Raw genomic sequence first — 23213 nt, 5'->3', positions numbered from 1 at the left:
TATCTGTTTGTTAAACGTATCTCCGGAATTGCCCGGAATTTGCTCGGAACCGTGCAATCATGAGCCTCGCACTTTTGCGAACGCGTCAATATTATCCAGCTGAAAGGACCCCACTGTTGTTTCTAATGGCCGCACCCGACCTGATGACGGCAGCCGCGGCGAACGCGGCCGGTATCGGCTCCTCGATCGGGGCGGCCAATCTGGCCGCGCTATCGCCGACCAGCACGGTGCTGGCTGCCGCCGCGGATGAAGTGTCCGCGGCAATCGCATCGCTGTTCGCCAATCACGCCCTGGATTACCAGACGTTCAGTGCGCAGGTAGCAGGGTCGTACGAGCAGTTTGTGCGGACTTTGAGCGCCGCCAGCGGCGCGTATGCGGCTGCCGAGGCAGCCAGTGCCGGCCCGTTGCAGCCTGTCCTCGACGTGATCAATGCGCCAACCAACTTCCTGTTGGGGCGCCCACTGATCGGAGACGGTGTCAACGGTGTAGCAGGCACCGGGCAGGCCGGAGGAGACGGCGGCATCCTGTGGGGCAATGGCGGCACCGGCGGATCTGGCGGCGCGGGCCAGGCTGGTGGTCGCGGTGGCAACGCCGGCTTGATCGGTGACGGCGGCACCGGCGGCACCGGTGGTCTCCGCGGTGGTGTGGGCGGCGCCGGCGGAACCGGCGGATGGTTGCTGGGCAACGGTGGGGCCGGCGGCACCGGCGGGTTCGGCGGCAACTTGTACGGCGGGGGAACCATCCCTGCGGGGGCCGGTGGAATCGGCGGCCGAGCGTTGTCGTTATTCGGCGCTTCGGGCGCGACCGGCAACGTCGGCACGTTCCGCAATGTGACCTTTGTGTCGGCGGAAGACGCCGCCGTGTGGGCCATGGCGAACCCGGACGCAAACTTCCTGTTGATCGGCACGGACGGAACGAATCTCAGCAGAATCCTGGCCGATGCCGCTGGCACCCCGAACTTCCACGCGCTGATGGAGCAAAGCGTGACCTCCGCATCGACGGTCATTGGGCACACCACCGTCTCCAACCCGTCGTGGACGACCATCCAGACCGGTGTGTGGAGCGAGACGGCCGGGGTGACCAACAACATCTTCAGCCCCTGGACATACGACGACTGGCCAACCGTGTACAACCACCTCGAGAACGCCTACGGCGACGGGGTGAACACCACGGTCATCGCGGACTGGAAGGTCATCACCGACATCGCCGGAGCCGGCTCCAACCCCGCCGACAACATCACCTTCGTCCCGCAGGTCGCGGGCGACACAAACTGGGAAGCGACGTCGAATCTGGTTGCTGCAAACGCGATAGACGCGATCGCAGCCGCCGATCCGGACAAGGGCAATCTGATCTTCGCGTACTTCACCGGTCCCGACGTCAACGCGCACGCCTATGGCGGCGATTCGCCGCAGTACGCGGCGGCGCTTCGGACCATGGACGCCAACCTCGGTTCCCAAACCAACGGCACTGGCATGTTGGGTGCGGTAGCTCAGTGGGAGGCCGCCAACCCCGGCGAGGAATTCTCCGTGCTCGTCGTCACCGACCATGGCGAATTGGGGCCCGCCCAGTTCGGCGGCATTACGCACGGCTTCCAATCACCCCTGGAGACAGCGTCATTCGTCATCTTCGATCAGGCCTTCGATAACTCCAGCGACGGGCTGATCAATAACTCATGGCAAATCGTCAGCACGACACCGACGATCCTGGATCAGTTCTACCTTCCGCAGCCGTCGTACATGCAGGGCGCTCCTATCACGAGCCCCGTCTTCGACGGCACCTACGTTGATCCAGGCCCCAACCTGTTCAGCGCCCTCAGCGCCGACTTCGCCGCACAGGGCTATCCCGATGTCGTGACCAACGTGTCGTTGTCGGCGCGCACCCTCGCAGCGTCGGTGCCCTACCTGGCATTCGAACCGATAAACGGCTTCATCCATTCAATGCCCGAGTTCTTGCAGCTACCGGTTTCATGGATCGGCGCAGGCGTCTATCAGACGCTCAACATCCCCGCGCAGATGTTTGTCCGATTCACGGGCGTGACGGGCAACGAAATCATCCCGCCGATACTCAACCCATTCATCAGCTAGGGACTCGTCAACACTCGGCCGCGCCGCGCTGCGGCGGTGGCTCCGGCACCAACAGTGACCTGCCGGGGAGACTCAGCCCACTCCCCGGCTCAACCAGGTCACCTCGCCGGCGTCACCGCCGTCGCGGTACACCTCGAGCGCCTCATCCCACGCCGTTCCCAGCACGGAATCCATTTCGGCGGCAAGGGTATCGGCCCCCTGGGCCATCAGCCGGCGCAACCGCATCTCGCCGACCATGATGTCGCCGTTGGCGCTCATCGCCCCGCTCCATAGGCCGAGTTGTGGCGTGTGACTGAACCGATGGCCATCGACGCCAGGGCTGGGATCTTCGGTGACTTCAAACCGCAAGACCGACCATGAGCGCAACGCGTTCGCCAACCGAGCACCCGTCCCGACGGGTCCCACCCAGTTGGTGACCGCGCGCAACTGCCCGGGCATGGCCGGTTGCGGGGTCCATACCAAGTTGGCCTTGGCCTGCAGGGTCGACGACAACGCCCACTCGACATGCGGGCACACCGCCGCTGGGGAGGCGTGGACATACACCACACCGCCGGTCACGTCGGCGAACTGATTCGACGCACGCATCTGTTGCTCCTTCGGTTCCACGAGGGACGTCTTCCCCAACGACCTGGTGAACCCGGCGAGCGAGATACCTGCTCTTATTTTTGTGTTCTGCGTTTTTTGTGTCGTGCGTGTTTCTTGATTCCTGCGTGTCTATTGTGCCTTGTGATACCCGTGTTGCGCTAGTGTGTGTTTTCCTTCGTCAGCCCGCCCCGACCACTCGGTCCGATATCGCAGGCCACAGGTCCAGCGCCCACTCGCCGAAATCGCGATCGGTGAGCACCACCAGCGCGCGGTCCGCCTCCGGATCCACCCAGACGAACCCGCCCGACTGGCCGAAGTGACCGTACGTGCGGGGCGAGTTCTCGGCGCCGGTCCAGTGCGGCGACTTGGTATCCCGCAGCTCGAATCCCAGGCCCCAGTCGTTGGGGCGCTGCACGCCGTAGCCGGGCAACACGCCATCGAGCCCCGGGAACTGGACGGTAGTCGCATCCTCGTGCATCTGCGTAGACACCGTGGCAGGACGAAGCAGGTCGCTGACGAACAACGTCAGGTCGGAAACCGTCGAGGTCGCCCCGTAGCCGGCAGCGGCCGCCCCGCCCTCGAGCCGTGTGGCCGTCATGCCCAGCGGCTCGCACACCGCCTCGCTCAGATAGCGGCCGAAGGCGATTCCCGACTCCCGTTCGATGGTCTCGGCCAACACGGTGAATCCATAGTTCGAATACATGCGGCGGGTGCCGGGCGCGGCCAGCGTGTCGCCGGAGTGCATCGCCAGCCCCGAAGCATGGGCCAGCAAATGCCGGATGGTGGATCCGGGCGGCCCCGCTTCGGTGTCGAGGTCCACGACGCCTTCCTCCACGGCGACTTGCGCGGCGCGCGCCACGATCGGTTTGGTGACGGAGGCCAAGGCGAACTCGTGCCCGGTGTCACCGTGGCTGGCCAGCACTCCGTCCGGCCCGACCACGGCGGCGGCGACATTGGGCACCGGCCAGTCGGCGAGAGCATCGAGCATGCCCATCACTTGGTGGCGAGGTAATAGTTGTTCAGCGGGTCAGACTCGATCTCGACCACCCGGACATCTGTGAAACCCGCGTCGACGAGCATGGCCGTGGCCAACTGGGTTCCCCATGCCGTGCCCAGTCCGGCACCGTCGAGCGCCAGTGACACTGTCATGCAATGCATCAGGGACGTGGTGTAGAGGTAGGTGCTGAGCGGCCGGTCGACGTTTTCCTCGAGACGGCTCGACGCCTTGATATCGGCCATCAACAACACCCCGCCCGGGCGAAGTGCGCGTTGGATGTTCGTCAGCACTTGAGCCGGTTGCGCTTGATCGTGGATCGCGTCGAACACGGTGATGACGTCGTAAGCGGCGTCCTTGTGCAGCGTCGCCAGATTGTGCGCTTCGAATGTGGCGTTCGCCAGACCCAGCGCAGCCGCCTCGTGTCTGCCCGTGGCCAGCGCTTCTTCGGAGAAGTCGATGCCGGTGAAGCGGCTGGCCGGAAACGCCTTCGCCATCACGTTGACCGCGTGCCCGCTGCCGCAGCCGAAGTCGGCGACGTCGGCACCGGACCGCAGCCGTTCCGGAAGCCCGTCGACGAGGGGCAGCACCACATCGACGAGCGTGGCGTCGAAGACCGCGCCGCTCTCCTCGGCCATCAGCTTGTGGAAACGCGGATATTCGCTGTAGGGCAGACCGCCGCCGTGACGGAAGCAGCCGAGGATTTTCTGCTCGACTTCACCGAGCAGCGGCAGGAATTGCGCCACCACCGCGAGGTTGTTGGGCCCCGCGGCGCGGGTGATGGCCTGCGCCCGGTGTGCCGGCAGGGCGTAGGTACCGGTGCCCGCGTCGTAGTCGACCACGTGCCCGGTGGTCACGCCGCCCAGCCATTCCCGCACATACCGCTCGTTGAGCCCGGCCGCTGCGGCGATCTGCGCGCTGGTCGAGGGTGGCAGGCCGGCCATCGTGTCGAGCAGACCGGTCTGATGCCCGATGCTCAACAGCAGCACCAGGCTGGCGGCGTCGATGGCACCGATGATCCGGTCGCTGAATTCTTCGGTGCTTTCCGAGGCGGTCTGCTGTCCGGTCATGGTCAGCGACGCTACACCGGCCGCCCGTACGTTGTGCGGCCCCGAACACTAGGTTGAAACCATGAGTCAGACAGTGCGCGGCATGATTTCACGCAGCAAGGGCCAGCCCGTCGAATTGGTCGACATCGTCATTCCCGACCCCGGGCCCGGCGAGGCCGTCGTCGACATCACCGCATGCGGCGTCTGCCACACCGACCTCACCTACCGCGAAGGCGGCATCAACGACGATTACCCGTTCCTGCTTGGTCACGAGGCGGCAGGCACGGTCGAGGCGGTGGGGCCCGGCGTCACCCACGTCGAGCCGGGTGATTTCGTGATCCTGAACTGGCGCGCGGTCTGCGGCCAGTGCCGCGCATGCAAGCGGGGCCGCCCGCACTTGTGCTTCGACACCTTCAACGCCGAACAGAAGATGACGCTCACCGACGGCACCGAACTCACCCCCGCTCTGGGCATCGGGGCCTTCGCCGACAAGACCCTGGTTGCGGCCGGCCAGTGCACCAAGGTCAACCCCGAGGCCGATCCGGCCGTGGCCGGGCTGCTCGGCTGCGGGGTGATGGCCGGCATCGGTGCCGCCATCAACACCGGCGGTGTCACGCGCGACGACACCGTCGCCGTGATCGGCTGCGGCGGTGTCGGTGACGCGGCGATCGCCGGATCTGCCCTGGTCGGCGCACGAAAAATCATCGCGGTCGACACGGACAACACCAAGCTCGACTGGGCGCGCGAATTCGGCGCCACGCATACCATCAACGCCCGCGAATCCGACGTCACCGAGGCCATTCAGGACCTGACCGACGGCTTCGGGGTCAATGTGGTGATCGACGCGGTCGGCCGGCCGGAGACATGGAAGCAGGCTTTCTACGCCCGCGACCTGGCCGGCACCGTGGTGTTGGTCGGGGTGCCGACTCCCGACATGCGGCTGGACATGCCGCTGGTGGATTTCTTCTCACACGGCGGTGCGTTGAAGTCCTCGTGGTACGGCGACTGCCTGCCCGAGCGTGACTTCCCCACGCTGATCGACCTACACCTGCAGGGCCGACTGCCGCTGGACAAGTTTGTCTCCGAGCGAATCGGGTTAGACGACATCGAGGAGGCCTTCCAGAAGATGCATGACGGCAAGGTATTGCGTTCGGTCGTGGTGCTGTAATGGTCGCCATCGACCGGGTGATCACCCACGGCACCTTCGAACTCGACGGTGGCAGTTGGGAAGTCGACAACAACATCTGGTTGGTCGGCGACAATTCCAACGTCGTCGTCTTCGATGCCGCGCACGACGCCGCCCCGATCGTCGAGGCGGTGGACGGCCGGCATGTGGTGGCCATCGTTTGCACGCACGGTCACAACGACCACGTGACGGTGGCTCCCGAACTCGGCGAGACGCTCGACGCACCGGTGCTGTTGCATCCTGCCGACGAGGTGCTGTGGCGAATGACCCACCCGGACAAGGAATTCCGATCGATCGGTGATGGCGAGACGCTGAAGATCGCCGGGACGGAGTTGCGCGCCCTGCACACGCCGGGCCACTCCCCCGGGTCGGTGTGCTGGTATGTGCACGATCTGGGTGTGGTGTTCAGCGGTGACACGCTGTTCTCCGGCGGACCGGGCGCGACCGGCCGTTCCTACTCGGACTTCCCGACGATTCTGCAGTCGATCTCGGGCAAGTTGGGAAAGTTGCCCGGCGATACCGTCGTACACACCGGCCACGGTGACAGCACGACGATCGGCGAGGAGATCGTCCACTACGAGGAATGGGTGGCCCGCGGCCACTAGGCGGACTCCGCACCGTTCCCGCGAGCGTCCGTCAAATGCCAGCCGCGACGGCGTGTCACCGTACCGACACGCGCGCTCGCGCAGATCCCAATGCGGATCCCGCTACAGCCCGCTCAGGATTCGCCGCTTCTCCGCCTCGAATTCCTGCTCGCTCAGCGCCCCCGAATCACGCAGCGCCGCAAGCGTTTTCAGGCGTTCCAGCCTGACTCCCTGATCGGTGGGCTCGTAGGCCGTCTGCGGCTGGGCTATGGGGGGCGGCACCACATAGCTGCTGGGCATCGTCGACGACACGACGGTGCGCCTGGTGCGCCTGGTGCGGCCCAGCCATATCACCGACAGGAAGACGTCGACCAGGCCGACGACAAACAATGCCACGAAAACCCAGACCAGGTCCCCGTGTGCGCTCTGGTGGCCGAAAGCCAGTCTGGGATTGATGTATCCGCTGACCTGACCGTCCGTCGTGACGTTGTAAGTGGCCTCTTCAGGCACGTGCACGTTCCAGACCCGGACGTGCGCGTCGTTGTTGACTGTGGTTGTGCTGCCGATACTTTCCGCGACTTCCGGCTGCGGGACACCATCGGGGGGCGTGATGCTGACGCCGAGCGGGGGTACCGGCAGGCCCCCGTCCGCGCTGCCGATGACCAGCGTGTGCAAGCTGACGGTCACGTCCCCGGCCGGCAGGTGCACGCTGCCAGAGCCGGGGATCGGCACCTCGCCGTAGGCGTTGTACTTGTCCAGCACAAACGCATTGAGCACCAATGTCACGATGAAGCCGACGACCGATACCACCAACATCAGGATGGCGAGAACCATCGAGATCTTGGCGACTCGTCTGTTGTTCATGCACGCAGTGTGTCACCTGGCCGAACGTCGAAACAGCCCAAGCGGCGCCGGGCTATTGACAGGCCGACGAGCGCAACCCACCCGGCAAAGGGGACACTGGTTTCACCGGAAACGAGGAACCGGAAAAGGAGTGATTCATGGTCCACGATCTGATCGCCACGGTGCCCGATCTCACCGGCAAGCTGGCGGTGGTAACCGGGTCCAACAGCGGCCTCGGGTTTGGCCTGGCCAAACGACTTTCCGCCGCCGGCGCCGACGTGGTGATGGCCATCCGCAACCGCGCCAAGGGCGAGGCGGCTATCGAGGAGATCCGCTCCTCGGTGCCTGACGCGAAGCTAAGCATTCGGCCGCTGGACCTGTCCTCCCTGGCGTCCGTGTCAGCCTTGGGTGAGCAACTCAACGCCGACGGCCGCCCGATCGACATCCTCATCAACAATGCCGGCGTGATGACCCCACCGGAGCGGGACACCACTTCGGACGGCTTCGAATTGCAATTCGGCAGTAACCATCTTGGGCATTTTGCGCTGACCGGGCATGTGTTGCCGCTGCTGCGCGCGGCGCAGGGGGCGCGAGTGGTCTCACTGAGCAGCCTCGCGGCCCGCCGCGGCCGCATCCACTTCGACGATCCGCAGTTCGAGAAGTCGTACTCGTCGATGTCCGCTTATGGGCAGTCGAAGCTGGCGGTGCTGATGTTCGCCCTCGAACTGGACCGGCGCAGCCGGCGGGCCGGCTGGGGCATCGTCTCCAACGCGGCACATCCCGGCCTAACCAAGACCAACCTGCAGATCAGTGGACCCTCGCACGGCCGGCAGAAGCCGGCGGTGATGCAGCGGTTCTATACCACGTCGTGGCGCTTCACACCGTTTCTGTGGCAGGAGATCGACGAGGGGATCCTGCCGGCGCTCTATGCCGCCGTCACCCCGCAGGCCGACGGCGGAGCGTACTACGGACCGCGGGGCTTCTACGAGGCCGCCGGTGGCGGGGTAACCGAGGCGAAGGTACCCGCCCGCGCCGCCAATGAGGCTGACTGCCAACGTCTTTGGGAGATTTCGGAGCGGCTCACCGGTGTCAGTTTCCCCACGCAGAACTGAGCGCGGCCTCCGGTTGCCCGAATCCAGCGTCGTGGTCCGACCGGAACCGATGGAGAGTGCGACCTACACGCAGTCATCACGTCTGCAGGCCGCCGGTCTGCTACCGGCCGTCGCGTTGTTCGAGCGCGCCGCCCACCAGGTGCCGCTGCCCAGGCCCCCACAACCGGTCGTCGTGGCCGACTACGGCGCAGCCACCGGCCATAATTCCCTCAAGCCGATGGCGGCCGCACTGCAGGCGCTGCGATCCCGGACCCGGCACGATCACCCGATTCTGGTGACGCACACCGATGTGCCGGAAAACGACTTCACCGCCCTGTTCTGCACGTTGTCCGACGACCCGGACAGCTACCTCAACCACGACCCGGCGACATTCACGTCAGCAGTGGGGCGATCCTTCTACGACCAGATCCTGCCGACCGGTGCCGTCAACCTTGGCTGGACCTCGTGGGCGATTCAATGGTTGAGTCGGGTCCCCGCGGACGCGCCGGAGTTCACCGATCACGTGCAGGTCGCGTACAGCACGAACGCGGCTGCCCGCAAAGCCTATGAACACCAGTCGGCCATCGATTGGCATCACTTCGTAGCGTTCCGGGGCCGCGAATTGTCGCCGGGTGGTCAATTGGTGGTATTGACGATGGCCCTCGACGACGATGGCGAATTCGGCTACCGAGCGCTGAATGAGGCGTTGATGACGGCACTGCACGCGCTGGCCGACCGGGGGCTGGTGCGCCGTGAAGAAGTGCACCGCATGGTGATCCCCGTAATTGCGCGCACGGAAAAGGACTTTCGCGCGCCGTTCGCCCCGCGCGGTTGGTTCGAGGGATTGACCATCGATCATCTCGAATTGTTCGGCGCGGAGGACCGTTTCTGGACCCGCTACGAATCGGATTCAGACGCAGACGCTTTCGGCGCACAATGGGCGGCATTCGCTCGGGCGGCCCTTTTCCCGACGTTGACCGCCGGTCTGGACGGCGGAATCGAGGATCCGCGGGCGAAGGATTTCGTCGGCGAACTAGAGGCGTCCGTCGCCGAACGGCTGGCCCGTGCGCCGGAACCGATGCGGATCCCACTTGCCGCGATTGTGCTGGCCAAGCGCGATTCGCGATAGCCAGAGTTTCGGAGCGCCGCCCCAGTGGGTAATCACTGCGCGGGTCGGTCGCATACCAACTCCATAGGTCGCATACCAACTCCATAGGGGGCCATGAGCATGAGCGCGCACGACGATTCGGCGGACAAGGACACCAAGGACACCGATGGCGGCGGCGTGGACACTGCCGAGGCGCCCAAAAACGACGAGTCCAAGAACGAGTCCAAAGGCGAGTCCAAGGACGAATCCAAAGGTGACTCCAAAGGCGACGAGAGCACCGACGACAGCGCAGGCAAGCCCAGCGGTGCCAATCAGACCGAGAAGCCAGAGCCCAACGATGAGCATCGAGAACAAGCTCAGGAGATGATGACGGCCTACGAGGACCGTCCTACTCTCGTATTGCCGGGGTCCGGCAAAACGATCGCGGGTACCGCAGTCAACGACTGGATCGACGACGACGGTAATCCGAAGTTTGCCGATGACGAGGATTCGCCTGCGGCGCAAGCCAAGAAGGATAAAGGCAACGAAGACTCGGGCGGCGAGTCGGGTAAGACCGACAGCCCCAAAGATGAATCCTCCGAGGACGAGTCGAAGCAGAAAGACCCGAGCGAAAAGGCTTCCGCCGATCCAGAGGCCGGCAGCGAGGAGACCGAAAAGGGCGGAACCAAGAACGAGAGTGAGCGGGCCGCCGCTGCCGACGAGAACGCAGGAGACCGCGACAAGTCGACCGAGCAGCTGAACCAAGAAGCTGAAGAGCGAGCCGAAGAGAACCTGGAGAAAGATAAAGACTTCAACCAGGAGATCATCAAGGCGACCAAAGAAGATCGCGAAAATCAGAAAGCGGAGAAGTCAGAAGGCTCGAAAGACCCAGAAGACTCGAAAGACTCAGAAGACTCGAACGACTCAGAAGGCTCGAAAGACCCAGAAGACTCGAAGGACTCCAAGGACTCAAAAGACTCGGACTCGTAGGGGCCCGTCTAGGGGGGCCCGGGCAAGTTCGGGCCGTTCCCGGGTAGCTGGGGAAGTCCAGGAATCTGCGGCAACTGCGGCAATTGCGGTAACGGCGGCGGCGTAGTCGGCAATGGCGGCTGGGTAGTCGGCGGCGGCGGATTCGTCGCGGATGGTGTCGGCGGAGGTGCTTGCGTAGTCGGCGGAGGCGGCGCCTGTGTGGTCTCCGGCGGCGGAGGCGGCGCTTGCGTGGTGCGGCGCGGCGGCGGGGGCGGGGGTTCCTGCGTCGATGGCGGTGCCGGCTCAGATGTCGGTGCCGGCTCGGGAGTGATGCTGTCGGTCTCTGTCGGCGGCGGTGAAGCAGGCGCCGAACTGGGCGGCGTGACGGGTACGGTGTTCACCTTCGGAGACTTTGTCCCGTGCTGGTCGCGCGAGGTCAACCCGATTGCGATCGCGGTGCCGACGAGCAGCACCGCCACTGTGGTGCTGATGATGATCACTGCCGGCAGGCGATACCACGGAATGGGCGACTTTTTGCGTTCGGACTTTGGGGGGGCGTCGCGCTCGAACTTCATCTGCGGACGGGCGGAGGTAAGTCCCGAACCGTCGTGCTCGCCAGACGCCGCGATGGGCAACGCGTGGCTTTCGTCAGCGGCCTCCGACCAGGCCAGCGCTGGCTCCATGGTCGAGACCGGAGCGTCGGCGTGAAAGTCCGGGTAGACCTCCCTTTCTCCGTGCCCCACTCCCTGCCCATTCCCGTGCCCATCTCCGTGCGCGGCCGCCGCAGCCATCGGCGCGACCCCGGCCGCTGCCGGCGTCAGCATCGTTGCGCTGGTATCACCCGGCCCGCGGGCGGCACGCAACGCACCACCGATCGCCGCGGTGAGTTGCGGCCGCGGCGTCGTGATCACCGGCACGCCGAAGCGGCCCGACAGCGACGTGGTCACCGCCGGGATGTTCGCCCCACCGCCAACCGTGGCAATCGCCACCAGACCGTGAATCGCGTTGCGCTGCAAGGCTTGTTCCAAAGTCCGCAGGACCCCGTCCAGCGAGCCGCGGATCGTTTCCTCTAATTCGTTGCGGGTCAATCGGATGTCCCCGCGTACTCCCGGCACCTCGTCGGCCAGGGTCGTCACCGTTGCGGAGGACAGCCGTTCCTTGGCGGTGCGGCAGGCAGCGCGTAACCGGGTGAGCGAGCCGATCGCCGCGGTGCCTGATGGATCGAACGAACCAGTGCCGGGCAACTCGGACATGACGTATGTCAACAGCGACTGGTCGATCAGGTCGCCGGAGAAGTCATGGTGCCGGATGGTGGGGGCGACCGGTTGATAATCGCTGCCGACGTCGACCAGGGTAAGGCTGGTGCCGCTGCCACCGAAATCGCACACCGCGACGATGCCCCGAGCCGGGATGCCCGGGTTCGCGCGCATTGCGCACAGCGCGGCCGCGGCGTCCGGGATCAGCGAGAGCGGCTTGGCACTGTGCGACCATTCCGAGACCCGGCTCAGTGCGCCGCCCAACGCATCGACGGCGGCCGGCGACCAGTGCGCCGGATAGCTCACCGCGACGCTGTCGGGCAGGGCGCGCCCCCCGGTCGCCGCGTACGCCAGCGCCCGCAAGCCATCGGCGACCAGGGCTTCGCTGCGATGCATCGTGCCGTCCGTGGCCACAATTCCGACGCGGTCGCCCACCCGATCGACAAAGTCGGTGATGACCAGGCCGGGCTCATCGAGTCTGGGATTCTCCGACGGTATCCCGACCTCGGGCGGTCGCTGCCGGTACAGGGTGAGCACCGGTTTGCGGGTGATCGCATGGTCGGCCGTCACGGCAGCCAGGTTCGTGGCACCGATCGAAAGGCCCAGAGCGGGCCTGACTCCTTCTGCCATCCAGGTCCAATCCCCCGGCGCGAACGCCCTAGATGTACTTCGCGGTGAAACCTACAGCGTAGCTCTGCTGCTGGTCAGCGGATCGTACCTGCGCCAGGAATCAGCGGCAGGTCCAGCGCCGTCACCCAACCCGGGGACAGATCATTGACTGCTGGGACGGCGTTGAGAGCACGCAACCCGGTCGCCAGGCACCCGGCCGCGGCCGCATCCCGCCCTGAGCCGTCGGTGAACCGAAACGCGGTCTCCTGCGAAATGCTCGGTGTGCCTTCGATGTCCACCCGGTACACGTCATTGTCGTTGCCCGACGGCCAGTCCGGGGCGGCGTCGAGCCCGATACGGTTTACGTGTTCCAGTTGGATTCGGGTTTCGCCCTGGTAAAGCCCATTGATGGTGAACCGGACGGCGGCGACATTGCCGGCCTTGATGACGCCTTTGGCGGACTTGCGATCAGTGGGGGTGACCCACTTGTCCCACGTGGTCGTCATCTCGTCGAGCATGATGCCCGCCGCATGGGCGATCATCGGCACCGTCGCGCCCCACGCAAAGATCAGCACATCTCTGTTTTCCAGCATCGGGCTGTACTCCGGCTCACGCCCGATGCCCATCTCCCGTTCGTAGTCGCCTTCGTAGTTGGTGTAGTCCAGCAATTCAGAGGCCCGCACTTTGCGCACTTCCGAACACAGGCCCATCAGCGTCATCGGGAACAGGTCGTTGGCGAATCCGGGGTCGATGCCGGTGGTGAAGCAGGACGCTTCACCCAATTCGGCGGCTTGGGTAATGGGTTCAATCCAGTTGGGCGGGTTCAGATGCATGGTCGGCCAGATCCACGGCGTCATCGCCGTCGAGCAGACGTCGATCCCTGCCCGCAGGAAGCGAGTGATCAGCAAGATGTTGTCTTTGGCGTGCATCGCGGTCGGTCCGTAGTGCACCAGCGCGTCGGGTTTGAGTGCAATGAGCGCATCCACGTCGTCCGTGGCGGCGATCCCGACCCGCTCGGAAAGCCCGCAGATCTCGCCGACGTCGCGGCCAACCTTGGCGGGATTGCTGACGCCGACCCCGACCAACTCAAAGAGCGGATGCTTGAGAATTTCGGGAATCACCATCCGGCCCACGAAGCCGGTACCCCACACGACTACCCTCTTGGGTTCTCCAGCTACGCCCGGTTGCGTCATCAGCACCTCCAGCTCGGACCAGTCCGGTAATCACCCTAAGTTCCTCGGCGAAAGGGGCTCGTATTCACCCCCGGGTGGTGACAACATGAACAACTATGACCACTCGTCGCGCAGCTGCCTCGATCCTGTTCGCTACCGGCACGGTGTTCGCAACCACCAGCGGTGTGGCCAACGCCGTTCCCATGCCGGGTGAGTTCCCGCAAGTCCGCTATGAGGTCAGCGGTCCCGGTGTGGCTGAGTACATCTCGTTCCAGACCCACACCGGTCAGCAGCGGGCGGTGAATGTGCCACTGCCATGGTCGACGGAATTCCAGGCTTTCGGCGGACAGGTGTTCGTCCTCAGCGCGCAGGGTCAGGGCACCATCGCCTGCAAGATCCTGGTCGACGGCAACGTGGTGAACGACGCACATTCGACAGGCACGCCCGGAAAGGCCGTGTGCTCGCACTGACTCGGGTGAAGCGTCCCGTCTGAGCTCGCCGGTGCCACGGCTGCAACGGCGATGCGCGGCATAGGAGGATCGCATGGGTCTCGAGTCCAAAAGGGACGGCCCGGCGGGACTTGCGCCCCGCGTGAACGGTGCGCCGCCACCTGACATCCCGATGGCCGAGATCGCGCTGGGCTCGCTGAATTTCTGGGCCCGCGACGACGATTACCGCGACGGCGCGTTTGCCACGTTGCGTCGTGAAGCGCCGATCTCGTTCTGGCCGGCGATTGAAATCGACGGGTTCACCGCCGGCAACGGACACTGGGCGCTGACCCGGCTGGAGGATGTGTTCTTCGCCAGCCGTCATTCCGAGGTTTTCAGTTCCAGCCCCAACATCGTGATCAACGACCAGACACCGGAATTGGCCGAGTACTTCGGGTCCATGATCGTGATGGACGATCCACGCCATCAGCGCCTGCGCTCGATAGTCAGCCGGGCGTTCACGCCGAAGGTGGTGGCGCGCATCGAAGCGTCGGTGCGGGAACGGGCGCATCGGCTGGTGACAGCCATGATCGCCGACCATCCCGACGGGCACGCCGATCTGGTCAACTCGCTCGCCGGACCGCTGCCGTTGCAGATCATCTGCGACATGATGGGCATCCCCGAAGAGGACCATCAGCGCGTATTCCATTGGACAAACGTGATTCTGGGCTTCGGTGACCCCGATCTCACCACCGATTTCGAGGAGTTCACACAGGTTTCGATGGACATCGGCGCGTATGCCACCGCGTTGGCCGACGACCACCGAAGTTCCACCGCGACGCACCACGACGACTTGACCACAGCGCTGGTGCAGGCCGAGGTGAACGGTGAGCGGTTGACGTCGTCGGAGATCGCGACGTTCTTCATCCTGCTGGTGGTGGCCGGCAACGAGACCACCCGCAACGCGATCAGTCACGGTGTGCTCGCCCTGTCCCGCTATCCCGAGCAACGCGAAAGATGGTGGGCGGACTTCGACGGCCTGGCGCACAGCGCGAGCGAAGAGATCGTGCGTTGGGCCTCACCGGTGATCTACATGCGCCGGACCCTGACGTGCGATTTCGAACTCAACGGCACGAAAATGGCTGCAGGCGATAAGGTTACGATGTGGTACTGCTCGGCCAACCGGGACGAGTCGAAGTTCGCCGACCCGTGGACATTCGATGTGGCCCGCGATCCGAATCCGCATGTCGGCTTCGGCGGCGGGGGCGCCCACTTCTGCCTCGGGGCCAATCTGGCGCGCCGCGAGATCCGCGTGGTGTTCGACGAGCTGCGCCGCGAGATACCTGACATCACCGCAACCGCGGAGCCCACGCGACTGCTGTCCCAGTTCATTCACGGCATCAAGAGCTTGCCGGTCGCTTGGGGTTAGGGCTGGGGTCCGGGTGTAGCGGGAAGTTCGTAGACGAACAGGATCCTTGGGTAGGCCGCCCATTCGGGCGGCTGCGGAATGCGGGCGACACAAACGGTATTGGTGGCCAGCCAAGCCAGCGCCTTGCGGTATTCCTCCATGGCTGCGGGGCGGAATGGGTAGCGGTGATAGAGCGCGAAAGTCTGTACATGCGCGTACAGCGCGGCTTTACCGAGCAGTCCGTCGGGCATGTCTTCGAACACGATGATGCGACGGCGTGCGACTCGGCGACATTCGGCGATCAGCGTGATCGGTTCGTGGCTGTGGTGCAGCACTTCGCTCAAAATGACATGGTCAAATGACCTGTCGGGAAACGGGATTGATCTGCCGTCGAACTCGACATAGGGAATCGTCGCTGCACGCGAGTCCTTGACGTCGATGCCGGTCGGCACAGCGCCGTACATCTGCCGCAGATACTCCGAGAGATATCCGGTGCCGCAACCGACATCAAGAACGGAGTCACCTGAATCGACGTAATCGTCCAGCGCTTCGGCTTGTTCGCGCAGCCGCGTCGCGGGTTGCATGACATGCTGGGCTTCGGAAAAGCGGCGTCGCATCGTCTCGGCAAGGTATCACGCGATTACACTCGCGCGAATGCGGTTCCGGGCAATATGACCGATCCAGTCAGCGTCAAACGCATTGCGTTCGCGTGCATGGTCGGCACCACCGTCGAGTTCTACGACTTCTACATCTACGGCACCGCAGCGGCTTTGGTGTTCCCCGCCGTGTTCTTCCCGAACCTCAGTCCGGCGCTGGCGACGATCGCTTCAATGGGCACGTTCGCTGCGGCGTTCGTGTCCCGGCCGTTGGGTGGAGCGGTTTTCGGCCACTTCGGGGACCGACTCGGCCGCAAGGCGACGCTGGTCGCCACCATGCTGATCATGGGTCTGTGCACGGTGGCGGTGGGGCTGACCCCTGGCGCGACCACCATCGGGGTCGCCGCGCCGGTAATCGTATTGGTGTTGCGGCTGTTGCAGGGACTAGCCGTCGGCGGCGAATGGGCCGGGTCGGCCTTGCTGGCAGCCGAATATGCGCCGGCTTCCCGACGCGGCAGCTATGGCATGTTCACCGCCGTCGGCGCGGGCATCGCCACCCTGCTGACCAGTCTGACCTTCTTGATCGTCAACGCCACCATCGGTGAGAAGAGCCAGGCGTTCGTCTCCTGGGGGTGGCGGGTGCCGTTCCTGCTCAGCGGACTGCTGGTTGCGATCGCTTTGTACGTGCGACTCGTGATCGACGAAACCCCGGTGTTCACAAGGCAAACAACGCGATCTCGGCTGCCGCTCACCGAGGCGCTGCGCCAGCAGCCCGCAAGGGTGGCGTTGGCGTCGGGCAGCTTCGTGGCGCTTTACGCCTTCGTGTTCATGGCCGGCACCTATCTGACGAGCTATGCGCACGGCCATCTTGGGCTGTCACGCAGCGTCATCTTGTGTGCCGGGATCCTGGGCGGGTTGGCGTGGACCGTGGTGGTACCGGTGTCGGCCACGTTGTGTGATCGTGTCGGTCGCCGCCCGGTCATCCTCTGGGGGTGGACGCTGGGGTTGCCGTGGTCGTTCGCGGTCATTCCGCTGATCGACAGCGACAATCCGGTGGCATTCGCCGTGGCGATTGTCGGGACCTACGCCATTGCCGCGTTCACCTACGCGCCTATGGCATCCTTTGTGCCCGAACTGTTCACCACTTCCCATCGCTACACCGGCGCTGGGCTGGCGATCAACGTGGCGGGCATCCTGGGCGGAGCCCTTCCGCCGTTGCTGGCCGACCCGCTGAGCGACCACTTCGGCAGTTGGACCATCGGGGTGATGCTGGCTGTGCTGGTGGTGACAAGCCTGGTCTGTACCTACCTGCTGCCGGAGACCCGCGGGGCGTCTTTGGAGCCGGCGGAGGCTGCACTCGGTCGGCAGTAGGTCTGTGATTACGCGTCCGACGCATCGTGTTGCGGCAATCGTGCACTCAGCGCTCTGATCTCGTCGCGAAGCTCATTGAGCTGGGCGGCCGTGGCAGCCTGATTCGCCGTGTCGGTTTCGGAGACGCGCTGCACCAGCCACGAGGCCAGCGATGCGGTCACCACGCCGATCAGACTGATGCCACCGATCATCAGCAGGACGGCGACGACCCGGCCGGTAACGGTGACCGGGTAGAGGTTGCCGTATCCGACGGTGGTGACCGTGGTGATGGACCACCACACCGCTTGGCCGAACGAGTTGATGAGGGCCCCGGGCTGTTGGCGTTCGGCGTCGAGGATGGCCAGCGAAGCGACGTAGACGAGCAGCGTGATCCCCGAAATGGTGTACAGCAAGATCTTGCCGCGAACGGCATTCCCGACGGCCTTCTGCAGCACGCTCAGCAACGCCACCAGACGCAACATTCGTAGCGGTCGCATGAACGGCAGCGCGACAATCAACAGGTCAATCAGGTGCAGCAGGAACCACTCTCGCCGGTTCTCCGCGAGGCACAGCCGAGCGATGTAGTCGACGACGAACAGCGCCCACGCCATCCAGCACAACGCCCACAGGACGCGCGCCTCCAAGCCGTGTGGCCGGCCCAGTATTTGCACCGAGTACATGACGAGGAACGCGACTGCTACCGCCGCCAGCGGCCACTCGGTTCGCTGCTTCCATTGCTGTTCCTTGGATGGCATGCGGCTCAGCGTACGAGTTGTTCGGCCAGCTCGACGAAATCACGTGCGTTGACGCCGAACTCGTCTTCGTAGGTCACGTCCGCAGGTGCCCCAGCCTCCAACTCCAACGGCCGCGCCATCCGGATCTAGGAGTTGTGACTCACCACAGATACACCACCGCGTCCTTGCCGCCGGTGCATCGGATCCACGGGTTAGCCCCGTCACCGGCGCATTGCATCAGGAAGTTCGCGGTGTTCTTCGGATCGCAATCCGCGCCCGGGACGGTGAGGCAGTCGACCGCGCCCGGCGCCGACACCGTGCGCATCCCGTTGCTGGCGTTGCCGTAGGTGTTCCAGTACGTGCGCAACACCGTGTTGGCGAAATAGCACGACGTCTGCGGCGAGCCCCGCCCGCCGTGCGAACCGAACCCGGTGCCGTTCTCGAGCTGAAACCCTTGATCGCAGCTCTGGTGACTGGTGCTCTGGTCCGGTCCGGTTACCAACGGGGGCATGACGTTCGCGGGGCGCGACGGAATGGGCTGCTGCGGAACCGAGGAGGGGTCGCCGGTGTACGGCGGGATGGTCGGCGGTTCGGCCGCCGACGTCGGGGTCGGTTGTGGTGAGTCCGAATTCGCCAACAGACCTGCCATCGTTCCGATCGCGGCGAGAAGCAGCACGGCGGCGACCGCGACGATGGTGGGAATCAACCAGGACCGCGCGGGTTTTGCCGCCATTTCGGCCACCGGTTGTGGTCCAGAGGGCGGGAAGGTCTGCGGATAAACCTGTTGCTGCGGCGGCGGCATCGGAGGTCGCTGGACGGGCGGCCACGAGGCACCCCGGGTCGGCGCCTGGTCCACCGGGTCGGTCACGGTGCGCACACCGCTGCGCAGTGCTCGTTCCGCCGCCCGGCCCAATGCCGCGGCGCTGCCGTACCGGTCGTCGGGTTCTTTGGCCATGCCGCGAGCGATAACCTCGTCCAGCGCCGGCGGAACGCGCGGGTTGGTCAGGCTGGGGCGCGGGGGCGGCGCGGATAGGTGTGCTGCAACAAGCCCACCTTGGGTTTCGGCGGGAAACGGCGGCTGTCCGGTCAGCGCCTCGTAGAGCACGCAGGCCAGCGAGTAGACGTCCGCGGCGGGGGTGATGTCGGTGCCGGCGAACCGTTCCGGCGCCATGTAAGCCCACGAGCCGACGCGCATGTCGGTCGCGGTGAGCCGGGTGTGCTCGCCCATGACCTCGGCGATCCCGAAGTCGACCAGGTAGGCGAAGTCGGCCGGGGTGACCAGGATGTTCTGCGGTTTGACGTCCCGGTGCACCAGTCCCTCGGCGTGCGCGGCGTCGAGCGCGGCGGCAATCTGGGCGACGATCGCCACGGCGCGCGGCGGATCCAGCGGCGCCCGGACCAACAACGACTCCAGGTCCTTGCCCCGGACCAGGCGCATATCGATGAACAGCGAGCCGTCGATCTCACCGAAACCGTGGATCGGGATGACGTGCGGTTCCTGCAGGGTCGCCGCGGCGTGGGATTCCCGTTCGAAGCGGGTGCGGAATTTTCGGTCGTTGGCGTACTGGCTCTTGATGATCTTCAGGGCTACGGTCCGGCCGATCTGGTTGTCGTACGCCTCGTAAACCTCTCCCATACCGCCTTTGCCGAGGACGCCCGTGATCGTGTACTTGCCGAAAGTCGTGCCGACACGCTGGTGGTCCGCTGACACCGTGATCTCCTCCCGCTAGGGATTATGCGGCACGTCCCCAGGATGTCCGACGGGTTTGGCGCACTGACCGGCGGGTGACTGGGAGATTGTTGGTGATCCAGGCAGCAGCTTCGTCGAGCGCGCGCCGGCCGTCGTCGAACGATCCCGACGCCGGCTCGGCTGCGACGGCGACCGCCACCCTCCCGGTGGGGGCGGGTAAGACGCCGAGTTGTCGGACTAGATATCTGCCCGACGGGGACGGCCCCAGCCGCCTTTGAACTGCGCGCCGGGATGGCGCCGATCCCCCATCACTGTTGCGGTTCGACTTCGCCCATCAAGGCAACGATGGGGTCGTTCGCCGGGTTGCAGATCGCGCTCGCGGTGAACCGCACCTGACTGGTCCGTGACCACATGGGCTGCCCGAAAGCGGTGAATCCTATTCGTACTCTTCGGGATTCGACGCCGGTTGAATCGCCGTTCTCCTGCAGGACTTGTTCGACCTGCCGAGCTGCGGTCGCGGAGTCGCCCAATTGCTGCCACAGCGATTCGGCCGAGCGCTGAACGTCACATCGCGGCCGCTGCAACCAGCACTGCCAGGACCGCGGCGAGTCGTCGTGGGCTAACCCGCCTTGGCTTGCAGATAGTTGACGATCCCTTGCGTGACTGCAGCGGCGTAGCGCGCGCGGCCGTCCGGACTCTCGATGAGCGCGGTGTCTTCAGAGTTCTTCATGTTGCCGAGTTCGACGAGCACCGCCGGATACTGCGCCAGGTTCAACCCGGCCAAATCGGCGCGACCGTACAGCCCGTCGGAGCCGAGGTAGTTGGACGGTTTGAAGCCGGCGTCGATCAGTGCTCCGCGCATAGCGTTGGCGAGCTGAACCGAGGGACCCGACTGGGAGTCGTTGAGCGGCGGGCTGGAGTAGTTCACATGGAACCCGCGGCCAGAAGCCGGTCCACCGTCAGCGTGGATGCTGACGATGGCGTCGGGATGCATCGCGTTGGCGCGGGCGGCGCGCTCGTCGATGCACGGGCCGACGGAGCTGTCGTCGCCGCGGGACAGCTGCACGTTGACACCACGGTCTCTGAGGGCAGCGGCGACCTGGTTGGTGACGTCCCAGGTGAACGCATGCTCGGGATAGCCGTCGTTGGCCCCGGTACCCGACGTGTTGCACGGCTTCGTCCCGTTGCGGCCGTTGGGCACCTGCCGGTTGATCGATGCGTCGGCGACCCCGTTGTGTCCCGGGTCGAGGAAGACGCTCATGCCCGCGATGCCGGCCGCGGCGGCCCGCGGGCCGTTGACCAAAGCGGTGAGGGCCATCGGAGCTGCGGCGGCGAATTTCAGAACGTCGCGCCTGGAAACTCGGCTCACCGCGCGATGGTAACAATCGGCGGGGCCCGTCCGCCCGTCACCTGAACCGGCTCAGCTGATCCATGAGCCTGGCGCCCTCCACACCGTAGATGCCGCGGTCATCCCCTCGCAGCACCCAGTTGTGCTGCTGGTCGGCACGAGCGGAGAGCCCATCCCAGTAGCGGGCGTACTCAGCCGAGCGGGTGGCGTACCAGCGCGCGATTGCTCGCGCGAGGAAAAACAGGGCCACCAGCGCGGCCGCCCCGAGGATCCACCAGATGAACTTGATGACGAGCCCGATGATTAACAACCCGCAGAACCATGCTCCGAACCCACCGCCTGATTGCCTCATGGCCCGGAAGCTACCGCTCACCTCCGACAACCCGATGTGCTATGACCATGCGATGCGAATCCTCAAGCTTGCGCTGATCGCGGTGCTCGCGGCAGCGACACTTCTTGCCATCCCGGCAACAGCTCACGCGGACTCCAAGTACTTCCAGACGCCGTCCGGCAACATCTTTTGCATCCTCGACTCGAGCGGCGCAGCCTGCGACATCAGCGAATACACCTACACCCCGCCGCCACCCCCCGAGTGCGCCCAGCACATCTCGTGGGGCAGCCGATTCAGGCTGAGCCCCGGAAAGCCCGGCACAATCGAGTGCCACGGCGACACCCTGAAGCTGCCCGGTGAGCCGACGCTGAATTACGGGCAGACCATCTCCGCCGGTTCCATTACGTGTGCCAGTGGTGAGCAGACGGGCGTCAAATGCACCGACAGCAACGGCGGGCACTACTTCCGGGTTTCCCGGGACTCCTTCAACCTCGGCTGAGCCAACCCCGTTGCCAGCCAAGGACTCCCGCTCACGGCCGATGCATACCGCCGACGCCGGGCCGGGCGGCGTCACACCTTGAGGTGATCCGAGACCGCCTGAGGCGTCTCCTGATCCGTCACAGCACCCGGCCCACGTCGCCTGCCCGGCTACCGATCTGATATCCGGTTTTTCCCGGCTGCGCAGCAGTCCGCCGGGCACTTGCCGGAAAGACCTGGACGGCAACGGCATCGGGCCACCACCCGCGAGGTAGCCGGGCCAGTTGGCTTAATGACGCCGCGTCATCAGGCAATTTAATGGCGCTAGACCCGCCACGCTGACTAAATTCATTGTTGACTGGCCAGAATCCAGACACGGTTGGTGGCACCGTAGCGTATGGGAACGGTGTGACCGTCAGGCCGCGTGACAGTCTCGCCAGTTACTGACGGTGCGCAAGGAGGGTTTCAAGGAGGGCTTGTTGGAGGGAACTGCGTTCGGGAGGTACCGGCTGATCGAGTTGATGGGCCGTGGCGGCATGGGCGAGGTATGGCGCGCCTACGACACGGACACCGACCGAGTCGTCGCGCTCAAAATCCTGCCGACCGAGATTTCCAACGACAGCGTCTTCCAACAGCGGTTCCGTCGCGAAGCCCATGCCACAGCGCGCTTGAACAGCCCACACCTGATCCCCATCCACACCTATGGCGAGATCGGCGGCCGGTTGTTCGTGGACATGCGATTGATCGATGGACACGACCTGGAGGCGGTGCTCAGCCAGGGCCCGTTACCGGCGGACCGCGCGGTGTACATCATCGAGCAGACCGCCAAGGCGCTGCATGCCGCACATAAGGACGGCCTGCTGCACCGGGATGTCAAGCCGTCCAACATCATGCTGGACGCTGACGACTTCGCGTACCTGATCGACTTCGGAATCGCCCGGGCTGCAGGGGATCTGGCGTTGACAAAGGTTGGTGACGTAATCGGCACCTACCACTACATGGCCCCGGAACGCTTCAGCGCCGGGACCTCTGACGCCCGCTCGGACATCTACTCGCTGGCGTGCGTGTTGTACGAGTGCCTGACCGCGCAGTCGCCATTCCCCGGTCAAACCTTGGAGCAACAGATCGGCGGCCACCTCAGGACGCCTCCGCCACGCCCCTCGAGCACGCATCCCGGGCTGCCAGCAGGATTGGATGCAGTCATCGCGAAGGGGATGGCCAAACACCCCAACGACCGCTACGACACCGCCGTGGAGTTGGCTCGGGCCGCCCAGAGCAAGAGCACCTTCAACAACACGATCGTGACCATCACCGACCCGCAGGGCAATGTCATCGCGTGGGC

At 65.0% G+C, this 23213-nt stretch carries 21 protein-coding genes and 2 pseudogenes; 12 read left to right on the top strand and 11 right to left on the bottom strand.

All coding sequences use genetic code 11. The annotated features are described in order from the left end of the window. The first annotated feature begins 125 nt into the window (after window positions 1-125). Window positions 126-2084 carry a PE domain-containing protein gene (locus tag A5636_RS07490; RefSeq protein WP_065158058.1) on the top strand — a complete coding sequence of 653 codons (1959 nt, stop codon included), beginning with the start codon at window positions 126-128 and terminating at the stop codon, window positions 2082-2084. Between the two features lie 72 nt (window positions 2085-2156). Here the strand turns inward: A5636_RS07490 and A5636_RS07485 are convergent, their stop codons facing one another. From A5636_RS07485 to A5636_RS07475, 3 genes are all read right to left on the bottom strand, one after another. Then, window positions 2157-2669: a DUF3145 domain-containing protein gene (locus tag A5636_RS07485; protein ID WP_065158120.1), complete on the bottom strand. Its 513-nt coding sequence runs from the start codon at window positions 2667-2669 to the stop codon at window positions 2157-2159. 178 nt (window positions 2670-2847) lie between these two features. Further along, window positions 2848-3663, bottom strand: coding sequence for a serine hydrolase domain-containing protein (locus tag A5636_RS07480; protein WP_065158057.1), 816 nt, complete (start codon window positions 3661-3663; stop codon window positions 2848-2850). Beyond that, on the bottom strand, window positions 3663-4733 hold the full coding sequence (locus A5636_RS07475) for a class I SAM-dependent methyltransferase (RefSeq protein WP_065158056.1): 1071 nt from the start codon (window positions 4731-4733) through the stop codon (window positions 3663-3665). The genes A5636_RS07480 and A5636_RS07475 overlap by 1 nt, the downstream gene beginning before the upstream one ends. A 61-nt stretch (window positions 4734-4794) precedes the next feature. Between A5636_RS07475 and A5636_RS07470 the strand changes: the two genes are divergently transcribed. Next, window positions 4795-5880 (top strand): S-(hydroxymethyl)mycothiol dehydrogenase, encoded by a 1086-nt coding sequence (locus A5636_RS07470; RefSeq protein WP_065158055.1) that lies wholly within the window; start codon window positions 4795-4797, stop codon window positions 5878-5880. Next, window positions 5880-6503, top strand: a complete 624-nt coding sequence (locus tag A5636_RS07465; protein ID WP_065158054.1) for an MBL fold metallo-hydrolase — start codon at window positions 5880-5882, stop codon at window positions 6501-6503. The genes A5636_RS07470 and A5636_RS07465 overlap by 1 nt, the downstream gene beginning before the upstream one ends. Before the next feature lie 102 nt (window positions 6504-6605). Here A5636_RS07465 and A5636_RS07460 read toward each other — a convergent pair whose 3' ends face one another. After that, entirely contained in the window at window positions 6606-7346 is a 741-nt protein-coding gene (locus tag A5636_RS07460; RefSeq protein ID WP_065158053.1) for an SHOCT domain-containing protein, read from the bottom strand. Between the two features lie 137 nt (window positions 7347-7483). Between A5636_RS07460 and A5636_RS07455 the strand changes: the two genes are divergently transcribed. From A5636_RS07455 to A5636_RS27160, 3 genes are all read left to right on the top strand, one after another. After that, complete coding sequence (locus A5636_RS07455) at window positions 7484-8437, top strand: SDR family oxidoreductase (RefSeq protein ID WP_065158052.1); 954 nt, start codon at window positions 7484-7486, stop codon at window positions 8435-8437. 49 nt (window positions 8438-8486) lie between these two features. Next, window positions 8487-9545 (top strand): SAM-dependent methyltransferase, encoded by a 1059-nt coding sequence (locus A5636_RS07450; RefSeq protein ID WP_065158051.1) that lies wholly within the window; start codon window positions 8487-8489, stop codon window positions 9543-9545. A 99-nt stretch (window positions 9546-9644) separates the two neighbouring features. After that, window positions 9645-10493, top strand: coding sequence for a hypothetical protein (locus A5636_RS27160; RefSeq protein WP_065158050.1), 849 nt, complete (start codon window positions 9645-9647; stop codon window positions 10491-10493). Window positions 10494-10501: 8 nt separating this feature from the next. On the opposite strand, the gene A5636_RS07440 is transcribed toward A5636_RS27160, so the two are convergent. Together A5636_RS07440 and A5636_RS07435 are read right to left on the bottom strand one after the other, a co-directional pair. Continuing rightward, window positions 10502-12358, bottom strand: a complete 1857-nt coding sequence (locus A5636_RS07440) for an Hsp70 family protein (protein WP_065158049.1) — start codon at window positions 12356-12358, stop codon at window positions 10502-10504. A gap of 74 nt (window positions 12359-12432) precedes the next feature. After that, complete coding sequence (locus A5636_RS07435) at window positions 12433-13530, bottom strand: NAD(P)H-dependent amine dehydrogenase family protein (protein ID WP_065158119.1); 1098 nt, start codon at window positions 13528-13530, stop codon at window positions 12433-12435. Window positions 13531-13625: 95 nt separating this feature from the next. Between A5636_RS07435 and A5636_RS07430 the strand changes: the two genes are divergently transcribed. Together A5636_RS07430 and A5636_RS07425 are read left to right on the top strand one after the other, a co-directional pair. Beyond that, window positions 13626-13979, top strand: a complete 354-nt coding sequence (locus tag A5636_RS07430; RefSeq protein ID WP_065158048.1) for an MmpS family transport accessory protein — start codon at window positions 13626-13628, stop codon at window positions 13977-13979. Between the two features lie 73 nt (window positions 13980-14052). After that, window positions 14053-15366 (top strand): cytochrome P450, encoded by a 1314-nt coding sequence (locus A5636_RS07425; RefSeq protein ID WP_065158047.1) that lies wholly within the window; start codon window positions 14053-14055, stop codon window positions 15364-15366. Here A5636_RS07425 and A5636_RS07420 read toward each other — a convergent pair. Next, entirely contained in the window at window positions 15363-15962 is a 600-nt protein-coding gene (locus A5636_RS07420; RefSeq protein WP_065158046.1) for a class I SAM-dependent methyltransferase, read from the bottom strand. The two genes, A5636_RS07425 and A5636_RS07420, sit on opposite strands and share 4 nt — an antisense overlap. A 54-nt stretch (window positions 15963-16016) precedes the next feature. On the opposite strand from A5636_RS07420, the gene A5636_RS07415 reads away from it, so the two are divergent. Continuing rightward, window positions 16017-17312: an MFS transporter gene (locus A5636_RS07415; protein ID WP_065158045.1), complete on the top strand. Its 1296-nt coding sequence runs from the start codon at window positions 16017-16019 to the stop codon at window positions 17310-17312. A gap of 8 nt (window positions 17313-17320) precedes the next feature. Here A5636_RS07415 and A5636_RS07410 read toward each other — a convergent pair whose 3' ends face one another. From A5636_RS07410 to A5636_RS07390, 4 genes are all read right to left on the bottom strand, one after another. Further along, window positions 17321-18046, bottom strand: a complete 726-nt coding sequence (locus A5636_RS07410; RefSeq protein WP_065158044.1) for a potassium channel family protein — start codon at window positions 18044-18046, stop codon at window positions 17321-17323. A gap of 139 nt (window positions 18047-18185) precedes the next feature. Next, the gene (locus A5636_RS07405; protein WP_065158043.1) at window positions 18186-19736 is read right to left on the bottom strand and encodes a serine/threonine-protein kinase; all 1551 of its coding nucleotides are present in this window, start codon (window positions 19734-19736) and stop codon (window positions 18186-18188) included. Between the two features lie 598 nt (window positions 19737-20334). Beyond that, window positions 20335-21033, bottom strand: a complete 699-nt coding sequence (locus A5636_RS07395; protein WP_065158041.1) for an Rv3717 family N-acetylmuramoyl-L-alanine amidase — start codon at window positions 21031-21033, stop codon at window positions 20335-20337. A gap of 88 nt (window positions 21034-21121) precedes the next feature. After that, window positions 21122-21415: a hypothetical protein gene (locus A5636_RS07390; protein ID WP_065158040.1), complete on the bottom strand. Its 294-nt coding sequence runs from the start codon at window positions 21413-21415 to the stop codon at window positions 21122-21124. Here A5636_RS07390 and A5636_RS07385 point away from each other — a divergent pair. The 3 genes and pseudogenes from A5636_RS07385 to rpsK form a co-directional block, all read left to right on the top strand. Then, on the top strand, window positions 21414-21893 hold the full coding sequence (locus A5636_RS07385; protein ID WP_081287658.1) for a DUF6636 domain-containing protein: 480 nt from the start codon (window positions 21414-21416) through the stop codon (window positions 21891-21893). The genes A5636_RS07390 and A5636_RS07385 overlap by 2 nt on opposite strands. A gap of 457 nt (window positions 21894-22350) precedes the next feature. Beyond that, window positions 22351-23157: pseudogene (locus A5636_RS07380) on the top strand (serine/threonine-protein kinase); the annotation flags it as partial. Then, window positions 23137-23213, top strand: a pseudogene (rpsK, locus tag A5636_RS27155) (30S ribosomal protein S11); the annotation flags it as partial. The pseudogenes A5636_RS07380 and rpsK, both read left to right, overlap by 21 nt.

It is taken from the genome of Mycobacterium asiaticum (assembly GCF_001673315.1).
GTDB lineage: Bacteria > Actinomycetota > Actinomycetes > Mycobacteriales > Mycobacteriaceae > Mycobacterium > Mycobacterium asiaticum_B.
Note: the sequence above shows the minus strand (reverse complement) of the source record. Positions and strands in the feature narration are given on the sequence as shown.

Bases quoted from the DNA above. Each gene is read 5' to 3' on its own strand.
- A5636_RS07435 (WP_065158119.1), bottom strand. From the start codon at position 13,530: ATGACGCAACCGGGCGTAGCTGGAGAACCCAAGAGGGTAGTCGTGTGG.
- A5636_RS07420 (WP_065158046.1), bottom strand. From the start codon at position 15,962: ATGCGACGCCGCTTTTCCGAAGCCCAGCATGTCATGCAACCCGCGACG.
- A5636_RS07465 (WP_065158054.1), top strand. From the start codon at position 5,880: ATGGTCGCCATCGACCGGGTGATCACCCACGGCACCTTCGAACTCGAC.
- A5636_RS07470 (WP_065158055.1), top strand. From the start codon at position 4,795: ATGAGTCAGACAGTGCGCGGCATGATTTCACGCAGCAAGGGCCAGCCC.
- A5636_RS07460 (WP_065158053.1), bottom strand. From the start codon at position 7,346: ATGAACAACAGACGAGTCGCCAAGATCTCGATGGTTCTCGCCATCCTG.
- A5636_RS07385 (WP_081287658.1), top strand. From the start codon at position 21,414: ATGGCCCGGAAGCTACCGCTCACCTCCGACAACCCGATGTGCTATGAC.
- A5636_RS07485 (WP_065158120.1), bottom strand. From the start codon at position 2,669: ATGCGTGCGTCGAATCAGTTCGCCGACGTGACCGGCGGTGTGGTGTAT.
- A5636_RS07490 (WP_065158058.1), top strand. From the start codon at position 126: ATGGCCGCACCCGACCTGATGACGGCAGCCGCGGCGAACGCGGCCGGT.
- A5636_RS07415 (WP_065158045.1), top strand. From the start codon at position 16,017: ATGACCGATCCAGTCAGCGTCAAACGCATTGCGTTCGCGTGCATGGTC.
- A5636_RS07450 (WP_065158051.1), top strand. From the start codon at position 8,487: ATGGAGAGTGCGACCTACACGCAGTCATCACGTCTGCAGGCCGCCGGT.
- A5636_RS07455 (WP_065158052.1), top strand. From the start codon at position 7,484: ATGGTCCACGATCTGATCGCCACGGTGCCCGATCTCACCGGCAAGCTG.
- A5636_RS07440 (WP_065158049.1), bottom strand. From the start codon at position 12,358: ATGGCAGAAGGAGTCAGGCCCGCTCTGGGCCTTTCGATCGGTGCCACG.
- A5636_RS27160 (WP_065158050.1), top strand. From the start codon at position 9,645: ATGAGCGCGCACGACGATTCGGCGGACAAGGACACCAAGGACACCGAT.
- A5636_RS07395 (WP_065158041.1), bottom strand. From the start codon at position 21,033: ATGGCCCTCACCGCTTTGGTCAACGGCCCGCGGGCCGCCGCGGCCGGC.
- A5636_RS07425 (WP_065158047.1), top strand. From the start codon at position 14,053: ATGGGTCTCGAGTCCAAAAGGGACGGCCCGGCGGGACTTGCGCCCCGC.
- A5636_RS07480 (WP_065158057.1), bottom strand. From the start codon at position 3,663: ATGGGCATGCTCGATGCTCTCGCCGACTGGCCGGTGCCCAATGTCGCC.
- A5636_RS07390 (WP_065158040.1), bottom strand. From the start codon at position 21,415: ATGAGGCAATCAGGCGGTGGGTTCGGAGCATGGTTCTGCGGGTTGTTA.
- A5636_RS07475 (WP_065158056.1), bottom strand. From the start codon at position 4,733: ATGACCGGACAGCAGACCGCCTCGGAAAGCACCGAAGAATTCAGCGAC.
- A5636_RS07410 (WP_065158044.1), bottom strand. From the start codon at position 18,046: ATGCCATCCAAGGAACAGCAATGGAAGCAGCGAACCGAGTGGCCGCTG.
- A5636_RS07430 (WP_065158048.1), top strand. From the start codon at position 13,626: ATGACCACTCGTCGCGCAGCTGCCTCGATCCTGTTCGCTACCGGCACG.